Source organism: Legionella fairfieldensis ATCC 49588, from assembly GCF_000621525.1.
Lineage (GTDB): Bacteria > Pseudomonadota > Gammaproteobacteria > Legionellales > Legionellaceae > Tatlockia > Tatlockia fairfieldensis.
Window position 1 is genome coordinate 116,435 of sequence record NZ_KK211300.1, and the last position, 17,934, is coordinate 134,368.

Below are 17,934 nucleotides of genomic sequence, written 5' to 3' on the forward strand. Positions count from 1 at the left end.
GATTGTTAGTTACTTGCTCTCAATTTCGGAGCTTTGGTTTTTTTGGAAAATGATACAAAATATTATCTTTTAGAAAAAAGTGAAACAATCTAGAGCGCCGATCGATTTAAATTGAAATTTCGTTCCAGGTTGCTTCGCTAACGCTCTTCTTTGCGGCCGATAAACCGATTGAGGACACACTCTAAATTTTTTCACCTTGTTGCCAGTTAGCTCTTGCTCGAAATAATACAGACAAATCCTCTTTTGTTTTCTTGCAAGGTTTTGTAAGAGTAAAAATTTCCCGTTCTTTTTGATAATAGATACCTAAAGGAACCGGAAACTCAGGAAAATTAAGACGGGCTAAACGCATAGCTGCCATATAATCACTGGATGTGTGTCGATAAGTACTTTCCCCTTGATTGATCACACGTTGTAATACACCATCATGAGAAGCTAAAGCCCACTCCTGAGCCGCTCCAAATAACAAAGGCTCCCCTTCTTTCAATACAACGGTATTATCAGCACGATTAGTTTTCACTGCAAACGCATCAAAGGCACCATGATTAAAAATATTACAATCCTGATAGATTTCTACAAATGAGCAACCTCGATGTTCATAAGCCTGGCGTAGAATGGTTGCTAAATGAGTGGGATCTTTATCCACAGCACGAGCAACGAAACTGGCACCTGCTGCAAGGGCTAGAGTTAAAGGATTAACAGGCTCATTACTCACTCCGTCGGGTGAGGTTTTTGTTACTTGGCCTTTTTGTGAAGTCGGCGAAAATTGCCCCTTGGTCAAACCGTAAACCTGGTTGTTAAATAATAAAATATTGACATTCACGTTGCGTCTTAAGCAATGAATAAGATGATTACCCCCTATACTTAAGGCATCACCATCTCCCGTAATAACCCAAACTGTCAAATCATCGCGCATGGCTTTTAATCCGGTAGCCACAGCGGTCGCTCTGCCATGAATGGTATGGAAACCATAGGTATTCATATAATAGGGCAACCTGCCTGCACAACCAATTCCTGAAACAAAAACATGTTTTTCAGGCGCCAAACCCAATTCAGGCAATAGGCGTTGCAAAGCGGCCAAAATAGCATAATCACCACAACCGGGACACCAGCGTACTTCAGCAGAATTGGTGAAATCCTCGCGTTTATAGCTGTTATTCATGATTAATTTCCATTTGAATGGCTTTAACAAGATTGATTACAGAAAAAGGTTGACCATTACATTGACTAATTGACTTTGCATCCACCAAATATTGGCCACGCAGGAGCTGACATAATTGACCTGAATTCAATTCAGCAACCAGAACTTTTTCAAAACCAGTCAGCAGCGTGCCTAACTTTTCAGGTAAAGGGTTTAAATGGCGCAAATGAAGTAAAGCAATGGATAACCCTTCTGACTGACATTGCTGTATCGCTGCTTTAAGACTCCCATAGGTACTGCCCCACCCCACCAGCAAAATATTGGCGTTTGGATCGCCCTCCACTTGTAATTCGGGATAATCACGAATCATGCCGGCAATTTTTTCCGATCGGAGTTTAACCATTTTTTGGTGATTGGCTGCATCATAACTGACTTGTCCTGCTTCCCCCTGCTTTTCTAAACCACCAAGCTGATGGATAAAACCGGGTGTTCCGGGTATATTCCAGCTACGCGATAAGATTTCATCTCGCTGATAAGGTTTTGCAAAGCGGTTAAAATGAACAGCAGGAATGTTGATTGACTCCAACGCAGGAATTTTCCATGGTTCTGCCGCATTGGCAAGATAGGCATCGAGCAAAACAATGACCGGAGTCATGTATTTGATTGCTAAAGTAAAGGCTTCAATAATCGTATCAAAACAATCGGCTGACGATTTAGCAGCCAAAACCGGTAAAGGGGATTCGCCATGACGCCCATAAAGCGCATGAAGCAGGTCACTCTGCCCTGTTTTAGTGGGTAAACCAGTTGACGCACCTGCCCGTTGAACATCGATTAACACCAAGGGTAGCTCCGTCATGACGGCTAACCCCAGACTTTCACTTTTCAAATCAAGACCAGGGCCTGAAGTACAACTGAGCGCCAGACATCCACCATAAGCAGCACCTATACACGAACAAAGCGCTGCAATTTCATCTTCAGCCTGTAGTAATTGAATGCCATAATCTGCAAGCTTTGCGCATTCGTGTAAAATAGCCGAGGCAGGCGTAATAGGATAACCGGAAACAAACAGGGGTACTTTTGTGCTAACAGCAAGTGTTGCCAAAGCTAAAGCAACCGCTTCAACGCCTGTAATCTGACGGTAATCTCCACTGTCTCGATTGACCTGTCCTACCATAAATTGGCGACGGCTAAGCTCCAGGGTCATTCCATAATTATAACCCGCCAAAAGGGTCAGCTCATTGGCTTTGGCAATGGATGGATTTGCCTTGAATTTTTTATTGATAAAAGCCACGCAGTTATCTGTTGGTAAATCAAACAACCAAAGTACCAATCCGAGAACATAAAAATTTTTAGCTTTCCTGGCTTGTGCATGACTAATACCTGGCGTATTTACGGCCTGTAATGTTAATGTAATTAAAGGCAAGGCAATGATTTGATAATGCTCAGCGACATTATCCAGAAAACTGCTGTCAAGATTCGCTTTTTGCCAGTCTTTCTCGGAAAAGCTGTCCTCATTAATGATGAGTACTCCGCCTGTGTTCAAGTGCTCCAGTGAGTTTTTTAATGCAGCGGGGTTTAAAGCGACTAAAACATCCAATGCTTCGCCGGCAGTAAAAATGGCTTGCTCTGCCATTGCTAACTGAAAACCGGAAACACCAGCTACTGTGCCAGCAGGTGCTCTGATTTCTGCTGGAAAATCCGGTAGCGTACGCACATCACGTCCTGTTAAAGCAGCCGTAATGGTTAACTGCTCTCCCACCAGTTGCACACCATCACCTGAGTCACCGGTCAAACGAATAACAATTGCTTCAGTATTTGCCATAGTTTCGCGCTTCCAGCATAAGATGGCGCATATCCCTTACCGCCTGCTTTAAACCACAGAACAAAGCCCGTGCGATAATGGCATGACCAATGTTTAGTTCGTGTAACTCTTTTATAGCAGCTATTGGTTTAACATTATGATAATGTAAACCATGGCCTGCATTAACAATCAAACCTAACCCCGCCGCATAGCTGGCCGCGTCTTTAATTCGCTCTAACTCATTGCGTTGTTCATTCTCATTGGTTGCATCAGCATAACAACCCGTATGGATTTCAATGACCGGTGCGCCCACTGCCACTGCTGCATCAATCTGCCTTTTATCTGCATCAATGAATAGAGACACCTCACTACCCATTGCCTGTAAACGTTTTACTGCGGTAGCAATAACCTGATAATTCTCCACAACATCCAAACCACCTTCAGTCGTTAGCTCTTCACGCTTTTCGGGGACAAGACAAGTATGCTCCGGTTTAATTTCTTCAGCAAAATCAAGCATGGCTTCAGTTACTGCCAACTCAAGGTTCATGCGTGTTTGCAATACTTGCCTGATAAGCCTTACATCACGTGCCTGAATATGACGTAAATCTTCGCGCATGTGTAAAGTAATGCCGTCAGCGCCTGCTTCTTCTGCATCCATAGCAGCTTGCACCGGATCAGGATAGCGCGTACCTCTCGCCTGCCTAACCGTGGCAATGTGATCAATATTAACGCCCAGTAAAATTTCTTTAATCACTATTATTCACCATTTAAAAACAATGACGGTAAATTATGACTCTAAATATCACCGGCTTCTATAATTTTTTAAATTTAATCGTAATTTTAACAAGCGTACAAGATATTCTTGTTTCTGTATTATTTTTATAATAAGCGATTTACATGCCAGATTTTAGAGAAGGGGTTGAATGGATTCTGCCTGTTCCTGGAATTTATTTTAATCACCAATATTGAATAATAAAAAAACTATAGTTTCAAATAAAATACATTGAAATAGCCTTATCACAAATAGTAATTGTATATTGATTTATATTTGCCTTAAAATAAGCCGAAGATACGTTAATTTAACAATCTAAGATAAATTTTTAACAGATTATAAGCGAGAATAGTAATGCAATATTTTGAATTAACAAGAAAAATTTTGTTTTTTTTCACTGCTGTCACCTTAACCTTACATTTGTCAGGTTGTGCTGTTTATAAAGCAGCGCAAAATGATGGCGTTTCAGTGAGTGATATTAAAAACTGCAATTCGAAAGAATGTTTTCTCTCTAAGGGAATGAAGGTAATAGAGCATCGAGAAGAAAAAAATGGCCATGTCGTGGAAGTTTATCGAGCTATTGCCAGAAAAAGTGGCTTAAATTATCTTCGCGCTGCAGGACATGGCGCCTTGGATGTTGCCACGCTAGGCATTTGGGAAGTAGCTGGTACACCGATTGAAGGCGCTATTTCTAATAACCGGGGTTATATTATAGCTAAAGTAACGTATGCTAATAGTCGATTGGATCGGGTTATAGATCTATCCCTTTACAATGCACGAGGTAAAAAATCCAATTAAAGATTGAGAAACGTCCGTCCGAGCTGTCAAGTTAAATTGACAGCTCTCAAAAACACTATTTTCTTTGCATTACAGCAACACGTTGTGCAAAAGAGCGAGATTTTAATTCTTTACCTCCCAAGAGGTGATCGATCGACTGACGCATAATCAGTTTTGCTATTTTTAACAAATGGAGATTATCCAATTGACCTTGTGCCAAAGCGAGAATATCTTTACCAGTAAACCCTCTTTCCGCAGCAATAAAACCTTCACCAGCAATAAATTGATAAAAAGACTCAATAACGATAGGAGTAAAAGTCCGTGCTTCTTCATTAAATGACACCGAATAACCACAGGCTAATAACAAACCCCATTCAAAACGTCTTAATAAAACTTCGACTGCTATTTTATCGGGATTAGTTACAAACTGTTGCATAGTGCCCAGATAAACATCAAAAAGGGCTGGTTGCGGGTCCATTGGACGCAATGCATAAAACAGTAATTCATTCATATAAAGTCCAGCCCAGAGCGAATGACCCCGGGGGCTACACAAGTGTGCAATCGTTTCAAGATGCCTTACATAAATCCAATCCTTTCGCGCATCAATGGCTAACCATAATGGGATAAAAGGCTGTAACGTAGCCTGTTTTTTAGGAGTACGCCCTCCTTTATACAAACAATTCAAAATTCCTTTTTCACGCGTAAAAAAAGTGGCTTGGGCACTTGTATCCCCTGATGGACGCTTATGAAGAAGCCAGGCTTCAAACGTTTCAGTTGTCATAACCCAATTGTTTCAGTAAACGCTCATCATCAGACCAGCCTGATTTCACTTTACACCAACATTGTAAAAAGACTTTTTTACCCAATAGTTGTTCCATATCCAAACGTGCACTGGTTGCCATTTCTTTTAATTTTTGGCCTTTATTACCAATAATAATACGTTTATGATTCTCTTTATCAACCAAAATTAAAGCATGAATACGAACTAATTGCCCCTCATCTTTATAAGATTCAATATCTACGGTTGTTGAATAAGGTAATTCCTGTCCGCAGAGACGGAAAATCTTTTCACGCAGTAACTCAGCACAGAGAAAACGAGTAGACCTGTCAGTAAACTGATCATCTGCAAATAAATGAGGTCCTTCAGGTAAATAAGCCTTTAACTGCTGCTGCAAATTATCGACTTGAATTCCCGTTTTGGCAGACAAAGGAATAATAGCAGCAAATTTATGACGTTGGCTTATTTGGTTCAACCAGGGCAATAATTCAGTTTTATCGATTATCTTGTCTACTTTGTTGACTACCAGAATGCAGGGCACATCAATCTGTTCAATCAAACGAAGCACATGTTCATCTTCATCATTCCAATGGGTTCCATCCACCAAAAAAGCAATGACGTCCACATCACGCAGGACAGCATTAGCGGTTTTGTTCATTAAACGATTCATGGCTTTTTTTGATGAACCCAGATGGATCCCTGGTGTATCAACATACACGTATTGATAATCACCATCCGTCTGTATACCTAAAATGCTATGTCGGGTTGTTTGAGGCTTGCGAGAAGTAATGCTTAACTTCTGCTGTAAAATACGATTAAGTAGGGTGGATTTTCCAACATTAGGCCGCCCAACCAAAGCAATATAACCACAATAACTTGTCATTAACTCTTTTTCCTGTTTATTTTTAGCACATTTTACCAGCCCCTCTGACAGATTGCCAGCAGATACCAGCAAGAACTTTTTTATATTTTATCTTATTCATTTCACTTGATATTTGGATCTGAAGCCTCCAGAATGCAGGGCAACAATAAAAGTCCATTCGCAGCTGTTTAATAGGAAATTACATGACCAACAAAGGATTTTCTCTTATTGAACTCATCGTTGTTCTGGCCATTTTTGGTATTCTGATTACTATTGCTTACCCTGATTATCAACGCACTATTATTCGCACAAGGCGTGTTGAAGGTCAAACCGCTTTACTTGAGTTAGCATGCCGTCTGGAACATTATTTTACTGAACATCGTACTTATAAAGGAGCCACTTTAGGAAATAATGCCAGTAATATCATGAGTAACCACTCTTTGCAAAATGGCTATGTTTTAAGAATTGTTTCCCAAACGGACTCCTCTTTTGCCTTGCAGGCTATTCCTGACAAGACACAGGCTTTTGAAGATAAAGATTGCCAAACGCTTACACTTGATAATTTGGGTATTAGGGGTATTACTGCGAATTCAGACACAACTCCCCTTGCCACAGCCGATCAATGTTGGTAAATCTTGAATTAAGATTCAAGACAAAACATGTTGACTATGATATAGTCAATTTAATAAGTATGATATACTATCCTCAGTGGATTAACTATTTTACAAAGGAAGTCATTATGGCGAAGAACACACCAATAGAATTAATAGATACCAAAGCGCATAGTGATAGTCTGATATTTAAACAAAACGACCGCCAAATAATAGTAACCCCTGATGAAATCAAAAAATGGTTGAAGTCAGAAGAATCAAATAACTTACCTCAAAACACTAAAGCATCTTCTAGTATCAAAGAAAAAAATGTAACGCCTTATCATACTACTACACAGATTCTCGGCCAGCATGGCTTAAAAAATGAGGGCGATGTCATTGCCTTTTTAAAATCACCATCAGGCGCCACCACTAAAAAGCTTATTCATGATCTTTTAGAACAACTCACTGCGCTTAAACTTGAGCAAAACCAGCAAGCTTATGATAAAGAAACAAGAAGACACCGCTTTCTTGCTTCTCTCCTTTTAGCCGCCCTTTACAGAAAAAAAGAACATGTTAAAAAATTAAACGAAGCTGCTCGCCAGCAAGTTGATGACATGCTAAAACGAGGAAAACTCGCTGCATCCCAGGAAATTAATCCTGCTTCTGAATTCTATCAAATTAAAATTAATAACCTTTCAACGATTTGTACTTCCTATGATTTGTCAATGCAATTAATTCAAACCGATTTAGCCGAAAAAATAAAAGAATCAGAAGCACTTAAAAATGAATTAAATGCTCTTGAAAAAGAAAGTGAACAAATTGATAAGCGATATAAAGCTTTTTCGACTCATCTGCAAAAATTAGCTGGGCATTATATGCTTCTTGAAAATCAATTTTCTGACAGTGAAAAAATTAATCAAATCGAAGAAAATATTATGACACTTACACGACTGATTGATCCTCAGTTAGACGAAATAGATACGCTAATTATGAATAACCGAGATGAAGAAGCTGCGGAATTAATGCTTGAAATAAACGGTTATAACCTGCAAATTGCGGGCCTTAATGATATGCTGGCAGTCATTAAAGCAAATAAACTGGCCTATAATGCGGATGGCCAACAGGTTAATTCTTTTAAAGATGCTGACTTCATTCTTTCTAAAGAACAAAAAATTGTTAAAGAAAATGGTCATTATTATTTATTACGTCCTGGACAGGACTTCAGCGCAATGGACGCTGAAGAAAAAATCAAAGCACAGCAACATTTTGAGCAAAGAAAACCAGAAATTTCAAGCATTAAACAACTGCTGGCTCACAATCAAAGTCTTGAAATGAATGCCTGCAATGAAAAAAAAGAAGACTTGTATAAGCGCAGTGAAATAATGCAAAAAGAACTTGTAGATTTAAGTAATCAACTTAATCAGCTGCAAGCAGCTCAGGCAAGTGCTGAATCTGCGCTGCAACAAGTAAGCAATACCAATATACCAACCCCGAAACCCGTTGTTAAAGCACAAACAACAACAGAAAAAACCAAACGCTTCTATCCAAGTTATGAAGTAATATTGGAATTAATGCGCACTCATCCTACCCAGCAAGCAATTGACCGCCTTAAAAATTCATTGCCCAATAAAGCAGCGCAGGATGCCATCACTAATTCGATTAAACCGAATACACCCATACCTCAAACTACTATGAATACTTTATTAGCTAATTTAGAACGCCTGGCTGTCTCTGCCAATAAACCTGCGGTAACTTCCATCCCCAATCCACTTTCCAGAACGCTGAATCAACCTTCTACAGCCCCAACGCCCTTTTCGATGAAACCGAAAAACCGACCCGATTAGCTGGTCGGGTAACGCATCTCATTTTTGAACACTAAACGATCCTGTTTTCCCTACGTGCTGTGCTTTATGCACAGCGTAGGGATTGTGATCTTACTAACCCATTACAAGGCGTCAACTTAAGACCAATTTTTATTACCACATCGGTGCAGGATTAACGTGCGCTCTGGATTACCCGGACAAGCCATGGAATGTAGACACCCTCTTAAGTTAAGGCCATTGAATGCTCACCCAATAGGTAATTAAGGAGCATTTAACACTATTGTCTTTCCTCCTGTACAAGCAGAAAGGACCCCATAAAATTAAATGGGTATCTAACAGAATTTTCATGAATTATTACCAAAAAGCTCTCCTATTTCCTGACTCCCCATTCTATCAAAATCCTTGGGGATGGTAAGTTGACCTATCATAAACCCCAGGCGACGAACCTTTGTACCAGTGGGTGTTGCAAGAGCCGTTACTTTCACCAGGGGTTTTCCTGCTTTCGCAATAATAAATGGTTCGCCTTGAACCGCTTCTTCTATAAGCCTGGATAAATTGGATTTCGCTTCATGAATATTCACTTGATGCATAGCACACCTAAACTAAGTTAGCTTAGTTTAGTTTAATAGAGAATTTAATATTCGACAAATAATTGACGCCTTTCGCAGGGATGACCTCAACATTGTTCTGAGTCATTCCTGAAAACAGGAATCCATTCTCAACTTACCTCATCACCTTGCTTGAGAGAAGGCTGACTGCACAAGAATTACCCATTTATGCTAATAATTTATAGTAGTTATTTTAACACTTGCTAAGAAACTATAACTCTTCTAACATGAACACTATTATGAATCGCTAGCGAATAAATTATGATGACTGATAAACTGTTTGGTAATCAATCAATTATTGTAACGCTTGACGTGGATGCTTTATTATTTGACAGACTCAGGCAAATTACTCATGCTGGCTTTTCTGTTATTGAAATTAACTGCAATGAACAGGGACTATTGAAAAAAATTTTACAGGATTTTCCCGCCTTACGGGTAGGTGCTGGTAACATCATAAATACCCAGCAGCTGGAAGATTGCTATAATGCTGGTGTACATTTTGTTTCAAGCCCCGGTTTTTTGCCCTCTATCGCACAAACGGCTTCAATTTATTCCATTAATTATTTGCCGGGTATCGCTACAATTTCTGAAGCGATGCAAGTTATGGCTCTGGGTTACCATCAGGCAAGACCTTATCCTGCAAATTTAGACTTCTGTGCTTCTCTTAACAAATGCTTACCTATGTTGCGTCTTTTTCCAGCAGAAATTGAGTGGGATGAAGCGGAACACTATCTTAACCTGCCGGCTGTAGCCGCGGTAAGCATCCTTAATCCTGAAAGTGAACATTTAAATGCTCTTTCTGCCGGGGTTTTTGCATAAGTCAAACAACAATAAAAAAGCCCCTATACAAATAGCGCTGTCAGCTAAATTAAATACAGGCCAATGATGATTTTCATAATAAATATCAATAAAATCAATCACATGACCAAAGGCTGCCCTATCATACAGATTCCCTATCGCGCCGCCTAAAATTAAACTGATCGCCAAAGACTGTAACTTTGCATTCTGAGGCAAGCGAAACAGCCATATAATTAAAAAAAGACTCATGATCACGCTAAAACCAGCAAAAAACCAACGATGCCAGTTACCTGTGCCACTTAAAAAACTAAACGCTGCACCCGTATTATAAGCCAAAGTAAAATTTAACATGGAAAAAAGTGGTTCTGGTTGATAAGGAACCAAATTTGAAGCAGCCCAATATTTACTCAGCTGATCACCCAGCAAAACTGCAAGACTCAAGAGAAACCAAGGCCATTTTTTCATACAAAATGTCTCACTTCATCATGGCCACTGATATTACCAATACAACGCTGACATAAATCAGGATGGTGCAAGTCCTGCCCCACATCCTCTCGTCGATGCCAACACCGCGCACATTTTTCATGAGAACTGGCACTCACTGAAATAGCAAGACCTAAATCATCACTGCGCGGTGTATCTTTTGGACATTCGTGCATTGGTTTAACAACAGCGCCCGAGGTTATTAATACAAAACGTAATTCATTCCTTAATTTACCTAATAAAGACAGGGTTTGTCCATCAGCATATAATGTCACCTCTGCAGCCAGGGGAGAACCAATCACACCCTCCTTACGCTGGCTTTCAAGTGCTTTATTCACTTCATCACGAATTGTTTGTATCTGCTGCCAGAATTGCATATCAACATCGATAATAGCGGGCCACTCAGTATACCATTGCTCCAGAAATACTGATTCCTTCCGTTTTCCAGGAAGAGCCTGCCAGATTTCTTCCGCAGTGAAAGAAAGAATCGGGGCAAGCCAACGCGTTAATGCCTGCACAATATGAAACATTGCTGTCTGACAGGAACGCCGGGCTATACTATTTTTTGCGGTGGTGTACTGTCTGTCTTTAATGATATCGAGATAAAAACTTCCCATATCAACTGCACAGAAATTGTGTATTTTTTGATAAATCACATGAAACTGATAATTTTTATACGCCTCAATAATTTCATTTTGCAGATCCTGACAACGCTTAATAGCCCAGGAGTCCAGTGTAATTAACTGACTTGCTTCAAGGCAGTGTTCTTCAGGAATAAAATCAAACAAATTTGCCAGTAAAAACCGCGCCGTATTACGAATACGTCGATAGGCATCCGCATTCCGCTTGATAACCTCCTCGGAAATACTGACTTCATGGCGATAATCAGTCGAAGAGACCCAAAGGCGCAAAATGTCAGCGCCATGCTGACTAATCAGCTTATCCAGCGCAATGTAATTTCCTTTTGATTTGGAAAGTTTTTTACCCTCAGCATCTACGGTATAACCGTGAGTTAATACCGTTTTATAGGGAGCATGACCATAAATAGCTACGGCAGTCGTTAAAGAAGAATTAAACCATCCACGATGTTGATCGGACCCTTCAAAATACACATCAGCAGGTAAGCCAAGCGCCTCATTTTGCTTTAAAACGCAATAATGAGATACGCCAGAATCAAACCATACGTCCAGTGTATCATTGATTTTGTCATACTCCGTTGCATCAGCACCCAAAAATTCATTACTATCCAGATCAAACCAGACATCTATTCCTTTTTTTTCAACCTCTATAGCAATCTGTTCAATGAATTCAAGCGTTCGCGGATGAAGTTTTCGTGTTATTTTATGTACAAACAGAGGCATAGGTGTCCCCCATGCTCTCTGGCGTGAAATACACCAGTCAGGTCTTGTTTCAACCATACTGGCAATGCGTGCCTTCCCCCACTCCGGAACCCAGTTTACTTTTTCAATTTCTGCTGCAATAGACTCACGCAAACCGTTTTTATCCATAGCAATAAACCATTGCGGTGTTGCCAGAAAAATCATGGCGGTTTTATGTCGCCAACAGTGAGGATAACTATGGCGAATTGATTCGTGATGTAAAAGAGTCTTTCGCTCCTCTAATACAGCAAGAATCTGGTCATTCGCTTTCAAAACTGAAAGGCCGGCAAATAAAGGTACATCCTGTGCATAACAGCCATTAGCCATAACAGGATTAATGAGAGGCAGATTATAGACCTGTCCTACCTGATAATCTTCCGGGCCATGCGCCGGCGCAGTATGAACACAGCCTGTACCTGAGTCGGTAGTCACATGTTCACCTGAAATTACAGGGACTACTCGCTCATTAAAAGGATGCTGTAGAGAAAGCCTTTCGAATAATTTTCCGGGGGATGTTGCAACGGACGTATAGTTTTCAAAACCATAACGAGCCATTACTGTCGCAACCAATTCACTGACAATAAGAAAATAACGCTCGCCTGTATCAACGAGTGTATAACTCAACTCAGGATGCAGACAAACGGCTTCATTCGCCGGCAAAGTCCAGGGAGTTGTCGTCCAAATAGGAACCACAACAGGTTTTACCGATAAATTATTATTTATTTTTTTTACAAATGTCTGGGGATCAACCGCTAAAAAAGCAACATCAATGGAGGGCGATGTTTTATCTTCATATTCCACTTCGGCTTCTGCCAACGCAGAACCACAATCGATACACCAGTGAACTGGCTTAAAGCCTTGCTGCAAATGTCCATTTTCAATCACTTTACCCAGAGCGCGAATAATATTCGCTTCATAAGCATAATCCATAGTGATATAAGGATGCTCCCAATCACCAAACACGCCTAGTCGTTTAAACTCTTCTCGTTGGATAGCAATCTGGCTTGCTGCATACTCGCGACATTTCTCCCGAAAAACCGCAGCGCTGACTTTCATCCCTGCTTTGCCTACTTTTTTTTCAACATTCAGTTCAATAGGTAAACCATGACAATCCCAGCCAGGAACAAAAGGAGCAGCATAACCACTCAATGACCTGGATTTAATTATAATATCCTTTAAAATCTTATTAAGCGCATGACCACAGTGTAAATGTCCGTTCGCGTAAGGAGGGCCATCGTGCAAAATAAATCGCTTCTCACCCGAATGAGTCTGCCTGATTTTTTCATAAATACCCTTAACTTCCCACTCAGCTAACATTTTAGGTTCACGCTGAGGAAGATTCGCTTTCATTGGAAACGAAGTATCTGGTAAGTTTAATGTCTCTTTATATTCTGTCATCGATTTCTACTCTATAAAATCAGATCTGAACTGCTGTCTGCAAATGAATAAAAAATTGCTGGGCTGCATTAATATCAGCATTTATCTGCGCAATCAAGTTATCTATTGAGCAAAACTTAATCTCATCACGCAATTTGTGCAAGAAAAACACCTTTAACATTTCACCGTATAACGGTGTATTAAAATCTATTAAATGAATTTCAAGCACATTTTTGGTGCCATCAACAGTAGGTCTACTACCTAAATTAGCCACACCATTTAAATATTCGCCTGTTTCACGTTGAACCCGCACACAAAAAACACCCCGCAAAGGAAGTACTGAGCGTCGTAAATTCAAATTTGCGGTAGGTATCCCCCACTGCGCGCCGCGACCATCGCCTTTGATCACACGACCACAAAAACTAAAAGGCCGACCTAATAATTCAGTGGCGTAAGCAAGATTTCCCTGCGACAAAGCCTGTCTTATTTTAGTCGAACTTATTCGTTCATCTCCTGGAGAAAAATCCGCAAAAGTCTCTACCACCCAATTACACGTTTTTCCCATTTCTCTTAATAAACCTACATCACCCAAACGTCCCTGGCCGAAACGAAAGTCCTCTCCCATTAATAAATATTTCACTTGCAACAAAGAAAAAAAATAATGGCTGGCAAAAGATTGAGCAGACATTAAAGCCAGGGTTTCATTAAATTTAAGGCAATAAACAAAATCCACCTTACACAATTTAAGTATATCGAGTTTTTCCCTTAAACTTGATAAACGGGCAGGAGCTTGTTGAGCACGAAAATATTCGGCAGGCTGCGGTTCAAATAACAAGACAACCAAGGGCAATTGCATCACATCAGCTTGTGCACGAAGAGCTGCCAGTAATGCCTGGTGGCCAAGATGCACACCATCAAAATTGCCAATAGTTGCAACACAACCTTGCGAAAAATAAGAAACCCTCTCCAGCCCACGCAACAGCTTCATGCTTATCAAACTATATAAAAAAAGAAACAATTATACGATTTTATTTGGAATTGCGAAACTTAATCATGGACTTAACGAATAAACGCTTTGTGCCGGACAAAAAATTCAAAAAATACCAAATTACCGACATGAAGATCCGTTGGTGATTACAGGATTAAATGGATATCTGTGCACTGAATATCCCTGTTTGTTCAGCACAAAGTTATAATTGTTATAATTTTTAGAACAAGCTGGCGAAATATTAATAAGACATTTATAATTATAAATTTGTAACAATGTGTTTGTATTATAGAGAAAACCATGGGTCAACCTTTAATTAACATTACTCGAAAACAAGCCATGGTTTTTGCAGCTTTTCTTGTACTCTATGAGTTTCTTACGTATATCGCCAACGATATGATCATGCCGGGAATGCTCAAGGTCGTTTCCTCATTTAATGCCCCGGAATCAGCAATTGCCACTTCTCTGACTACTTATATTATGGGGGGCGCCAGCCTGCAGTTATTTCTGGGGCCTCTATCGGACCGATATGGACGTCGACCTGTTATGATTGCTGGTGCACTGATTTTTTTCCTGTTTACTGCTTTAATTGCATCCTCCAATTCAATGAGCCAGTTTCTTGCCGCCCGTTTTTTTCAAGGGATGGGGTTATGCTTTATTGGTGTCATCGGTTATGCCACTTTACAGGAAATTTTTGCTGAAATGGATGCCATACGCTTAATTTCCATTATGGCTAACGTGGCTATTCTGGCTCCGCTGGCAGGCCCTCTTGTGGGCGGCGCTTTTGTAGATTATTTCAGCTGGCGATGGATTTTTATTTTAATTGATATTTTTGCATTATTCGCTCTATGGGGATTATGGCAATTCATGCCAGAACCAATAGGACAGACAAAGCGTAACGGCGAAAAAATACACTCCATTTCCCTGTCACCCAAAATTGTTGCAACAAACTATAAAAAATTACTCGTTAATCCGTCATTCATATTGGGATCACTCGCCGTAGGGTTAATGAGTTTACCCTGTGTAGCCTGGATAGGTTTATCGCCGATAATGCTGGTTACCGATGCCAAACTTTCCAACATTCAGTACGGATTATGGCAATTACCTATATTCGGAGCAACCATTCTTGGTAACTGGTTTTTACAACGATTAACCCGGCATGGTTCACTTAAAAAGATTCTTCTTATTGGTTCCTTGCTATTAGTACTCGGTCTTCTTGTTGTCTATGGTTTGCCTTTAATTAGCAATGATTATTTTATAAGCCTTATACCAGGCTTGATTATTTATTTTTTTGGTTTGGGAATCGCTAGCGCGCCTTTAAATCGGCTCATTTTATTTTCAACATCGGTGAGCAAAGGAACCGCATCTGCCTTACTTAGTATGATTGCGATGTGCGTTCAGGCAATCGGCGTAGAAATAGCTAATATTTTATACAAGTCACACAGCAATATGGTGTTTGCTCTTTATTGCGCGAGTATTGGCATAATCTACTTTATTTGTCTTTGTGGGGCTATTTTCTTCACCGATACGACTCGTCTACCCCATTGACTATTCATTTTTGCAGATAAACAGGATTAGTTGTACGCAGAAAAATTTGGGTGTAATAGATTTTTCCCTTTTCATCACGAGCTAATCCTATCCCTGTCAAATTATAATTTCCTCTAATATTCCGTCGGTGACCGGGACTTGTTAACCAATTCATCACTACCGCTTTGCCATCTTTATAAGCATAGGCCACATTTTCAGCACCACTCTGACATAGCTTAATCTGCCCAAACAAGCGATGAATACGCTTACCAAAATATTGGTGGCCAAAAGGAATACGATGTTTCGCCATATCACGGCTATGTTTTGCCGCTTCGTCCGACATCAGTTTATTCATTTGCAAAGGTTTTAAACCATGCTGGATACGATCTTGATTAACATACTTTAAAATCGCCTTCTGATTCGCCGCATCAATAGTCACTATGTTTGCTGGTTGAGCATGTAATTGCACTGCTGCTCCCATTAATGTCAGGATAAATGCATAAACTACCTTTTTCATACTTGCCCTTTATTTTACTGTTAGCTTATTAAAATAAACGATGATGTAAAAAAATAGCGCATTTGTCCAGTATGAAAATTGTTCTAACTCAGAGTAATCACAGCTGAACCAGAAAAACGACCATGACGAAGATCATCAAGAGCCTGATTAGCTTGTGGAATGAGAATAAGAATGGGTTAAAATGTGTAATAAATAATCAGTGAACTAAAATTATTAGAACCTTATTAATAAACATCTATTCAACTCGATATTATGAAAAAATTCACTGAATCGAGTTCAATGATGAGCTAAATATTCCAATAGGAGTATAAAAAATGAAAAAATTTCCTGACCGCCGACAAGCGGGTAAGATATTGGCAAAACAACTTATAAAATATAAAGGAAAACAGGATGTACTGGTTTTAGCGTTACCTCGTGGTGGAGTTCCCGTTGCTTATGAAATCGCTCGATCGCTTACTGTCCCTCTTGATGTCTTTATCGTAAGAAAACTAGGTGTGCCCAAACATGAGGAACTGGCTATGGGTGCCATTGCCACAGGCAATATCGTTGTTTTTAATAAGGAGATTGTCGACTCGCTTAATTTATCCAAAGAAACAATTGAGCAGGTTACCCAGGCTGAACAGAAGGAGTTAAACCGACGTGAACTTTTATATCGTAATAATCGCCCTCCCCTTCTTCTGAAAGACAAAACAATTATTCTTGTAGACGATGGCGTTGCCACAGGAGCAACTATATTGGTGGCGCTCAAGGCATTACGTTTACAAAAACCTGCTGCGATTATTATAGCGATCCCCGTTGCAGCCTATACAACGTATCAGGAACTGACAAAACAGGCTGATGAAGTGATCTGTTTATTAAAACCAGTCGATTTTTATGCCGTAGGGCTATGGTATGAAAATTTTAACCAAACTACCGATGAAGAAGTGATCGAATTACTAAGTGCTACCAATGGTCGAATTTATTAGAATCTGGCACAAGACTATCTTCAAGGATCGATTTGGATGTTTCGAACATTATGACAAATCATTGTTCTGGAAAGATAAAGCAGAGAAACAAAAGAGCGCGCAAACAATAAAGACCAAGGATGTTAAAGGTGAGTTCTTACGTAAAATTGAAAAAGAAGTTTACCAATATCTTCAGGAGTGGCATAAAAAAAATAGTCGTTTTAATTCAGAAAATAAAGACCTTTTCGAAAAAATAATGGTTGCTTTAATAGGTATTTTCAATAATCAACAACTCTTTGTGAAAAGGCAACAAGAGGCCAATAGCTATTTACAATTAGTTCAAGAGGCTATGAATGGCATTCCTGCGGGATTTTTCAAAGGACTGGAAAAACGTCTCAACGAAAGCGACTGGGGACCTGTGAATGGCAGTCGGTTGCATAAAATGATGTATAACTATTTTATAACCATTCAAGTAAACAAAGACTACCGTATTTTAGTAAACCCTTCTTCTGAACTATTCGAACGCATGAAAGAACTGGAAGAAAAATCGCAACAGCGTGAACTTCAAATCCAGCAAGAGTTGCAGTGGCTAAATGAGAACCATCAACGTGCGTTAAGAGAGCAGAGAGAAGCGATTGAAGGTAACGTTGAGGTTCGAATCAAGGCGCAAACACAATTGTTGCAAGATCAATTAATCGCGATGAGTGAAGAAAATAATACCCTTAAGGCGCAGCAACAGGTATTGGGTCAAGAAAACAATACCCTTAAG

The 17,934-nt window shown here is 39.8% G+C and carries 17 protein-coding genes; 7 read left to right on the top strand and 10 right to left on the bottom strand.

Annotation, left to right across the window (positions count from 1 at the left end; all coding sequences use genetic code 11):
• Nucleotides 1-181 precede the first annotated feature (181 nt).
• From T345_RS0112140 to pdxJ, 3 genes are read right to left on the bottom strand one after another with little or no spacing between them, the layout of a single operon-like run.
• Entirely contained in the window at nucleotides 182-1,159 is a 978-nt protein-coding gene (locus tag T345_RS0112140) for a 2-oxoacid:ferredoxin oxidoreductase subunit beta (RefSeq protein ID WP_028389576.1), read from the bottom strand.
• Nucleotides 1,152-2,960 carry a 2-oxoacid:acceptor oxidoreductase subunit alpha gene (locus tag T345_RS0112145; RefSeq protein WP_028389577.1) on the bottom strand — a complete coding sequence of 603 codons (1,809 nt, stop codon included), beginning with the start codon at nucleotides 2,958-2,960 and terminating at the stop codon, nucleotides 1,152-1,154. Before T345_RS0112145 ends, T345_RS0112140 begins: the two co-directional genes overlap by 8 nt.
• Complete coding sequence (gene pdxJ / locus T345_RS0112150) at nucleotides 2,947-3,693, bottom strand: pyridoxine 5'-phosphate synthase (protein WP_028389578.1); 747 nt, start codon at nucleotides 3,691-3,693, stop codon at nucleotides 2,947-2,949. Before pdxJ ends, T345_RS0112145 begins: the two co-directional genes overlap by 14 nt.
• Nucleotides 3,694-4,065: 372 nt before the next feature.
• Between pdxJ and T345_RS14340 the strand changes: the two genes are divergently transcribed.
• Entirely contained in the window at nucleotides 4,066-4,509 is a 444-nt protein-coding gene (locus T345_RS14340; protein ID WP_051555265.1) for a hypothetical protein, read from the top strand.
• A gap of 55 nt (nucleotides 4,510-4,564) precedes the next feature.
• Here T345_RS14340 and recO read toward each other — a convergent pair whose 3' ends face one another.
• Together recO and era are read right to left on the bottom strand one after the other, a co-directional pair.
• Nucleotides 4,565-5,269: a DNA repair protein RecO gene (gene recO / locus T345_RS0112160; protein ID WP_028389579.1), complete on the bottom strand. Its 705-nt coding sequence runs from the start codon at nucleotides 5,267-5,269 to the stop codon at nucleotides 4,565-4,567.
• Nucleotides 5,259-6,149: a GTPase Era gene (era, locus tag T345_RS0112165; RefSeq protein ID WP_028389580.1), complete on the bottom strand. Its 891-nt coding sequence runs from the start codon at nucleotides 6,147-6,149 to the stop codon at nucleotides 5,259-5,261. Before era ends, recO begins: the two co-directional genes overlap by 11 nt.
• Before the next feature lie 182 nt (nucleotides 6,150-6,331).
• On the opposite strand from era, the gene T345_RS14680 reads away from it, so the two are divergent.
• Nucleotides 6,332-6,760, top strand: a complete 429-nt coding sequence (locus T345_RS14680) for a type IV pilin protein (protein WP_051555266.1) — start codon at nucleotides 6,332-6,334, stop codon at nucleotides 6,758-6,760.
• A gap of 107 nt (nucleotides 6,761-6,867) precedes the next feature.
• Nucleotides 6,868-8,565, top strand: a complete 1,698-nt coding sequence (locus tag T345_RS0112175) for a hypothetical protein (RefSeq protein WP_028389581.1) — start codon at nucleotides 6,868-6,870, stop codon at nucleotides 8,563-8,565.
• 323 nt (nucleotides 8,566-8,888) lie between these two features.
• Here the strand turns inward: T345_RS0112175 and T345_RS0112180 are convergent, their stop codons facing one another.
• Complete coding sequence (locus T345_RS0112180) at nucleotides 8,889-9,134, bottom strand: type II toxin-antitoxin system Phd/YefM family antitoxin (protein WP_028389582.1); 246 nt, start codon at nucleotides 9,132-9,134, stop codon at nucleotides 8,889-8,891.
• Between the two features lie 279 nt (nucleotides 9,135-9,413).
• Between T345_RS0112180 and T345_RS0112185 the strand changes: the two genes are divergently transcribed.
• Nucleotides 9,414-9,971, top strand: a complete 558-nt coding sequence (locus tag T345_RS0112185) for a multidrug DMT transporter permease (RefSeq protein ID WP_028389583.1) — start codon at nucleotides 9,414-9,416, stop codon at nucleotides 9,969-9,971.
• Here T345_RS0112185 and lspA read toward each other — a convergent pair.
• The 3 genes from lspA to ribF are packed head-to-tail and all read right to left on the bottom strand — an operon-like array spanning nucleotide 9,939 to nucleotide 14,177.
• On the bottom strand, nucleotides 9,939-10,415 hold the full coding sequence (gene lspA, locus T345_RS0112190) for a signal peptidase II (protein ID WP_028389584.1): 477 nt from the start codon (nucleotides 10,413-10,415) through the stop codon (nucleotides 9,939-9,941). The genes T345_RS0112185 and lspA overlap by 33 nt on opposite strands.
• A complete protein-coding gene (ileS, locus tag T345_RS0112195; protein WP_028389585.1) occupies nucleotides 10,412-13,210 on the bottom strand; it encodes an isoleucine--tRNA ligase in 2,799 nt (932 codons plus the stop codon). The genes lspA and ileS overlap by 4 nt, the downstream gene beginning before the upstream one ends.
• Before the next feature lie 19 nt (nucleotides 13,211-13,229).
• Complete coding sequence (gene ribF / locus T345_RS0112200; protein WP_028389586.1) at nucleotides 13,230-14,177, bottom strand: bifunctional riboflavin kinase/FAD synthetase; 948 nt, start codon at nucleotides 14,175-14,177, stop codon at nucleotides 13,230-13,232.
• 300 nt (nucleotides 14,178-14,477) lie between these two features.
• Between ribF and T345_RS0112205 the strand changes: the two genes are divergently transcribed.
• Nucleotides 14,478-15,725 (top strand): MFS transporter, encoded by a 1,248-nt coding sequence (locus tag T345_RS0112205; protein WP_028389587.1) that lies wholly within the window; start codon nucleotides 14,478-14,480, stop codon nucleotides 15,723-15,725.
• A 4-nt stretch (nucleotides 15,726-15,729) separates the two neighbouring features.
• Here T345_RS0112205 and T345_RS14350 read toward each other — a convergent pair whose 3' ends face one another.
• On the bottom strand, nucleotides 15,730-16,221 hold the full coding sequence (locus T345_RS14350) for a CAP domain-containing protein (protein ID WP_035919025.1): 492 nt from the start codon (nucleotides 16,219-16,221) through the stop codon (nucleotides 15,730-15,732).
• A gap of 314 nt (nucleotides 16,222-16,535) precedes the next feature.
• On the opposite strand from T345_RS14350, the gene T345_RS0112215 reads away from it, so the two are divergent.
• Nucleotides 16,536-17,186 (top strand): phosphoribosyltransferase, encoded by a 651-nt coding sequence (locus T345_RS0112215; protein WP_028389588.1) that lies wholly within the window; start codon nucleotides 16,536-16,538, stop codon nucleotides 17,184-17,186.
• Nucleotides 17,170-17,934, top strand: a 765-nt coding sequence (locus tag T345_RS15255) for a hypothetical protein (RefSeq protein WP_028389589.1), incomplete at its 3' end; no start/stop codon positions are given. The genes T345_RS0112215 and T345_RS15255, both read left to right, overlap by 17 nt.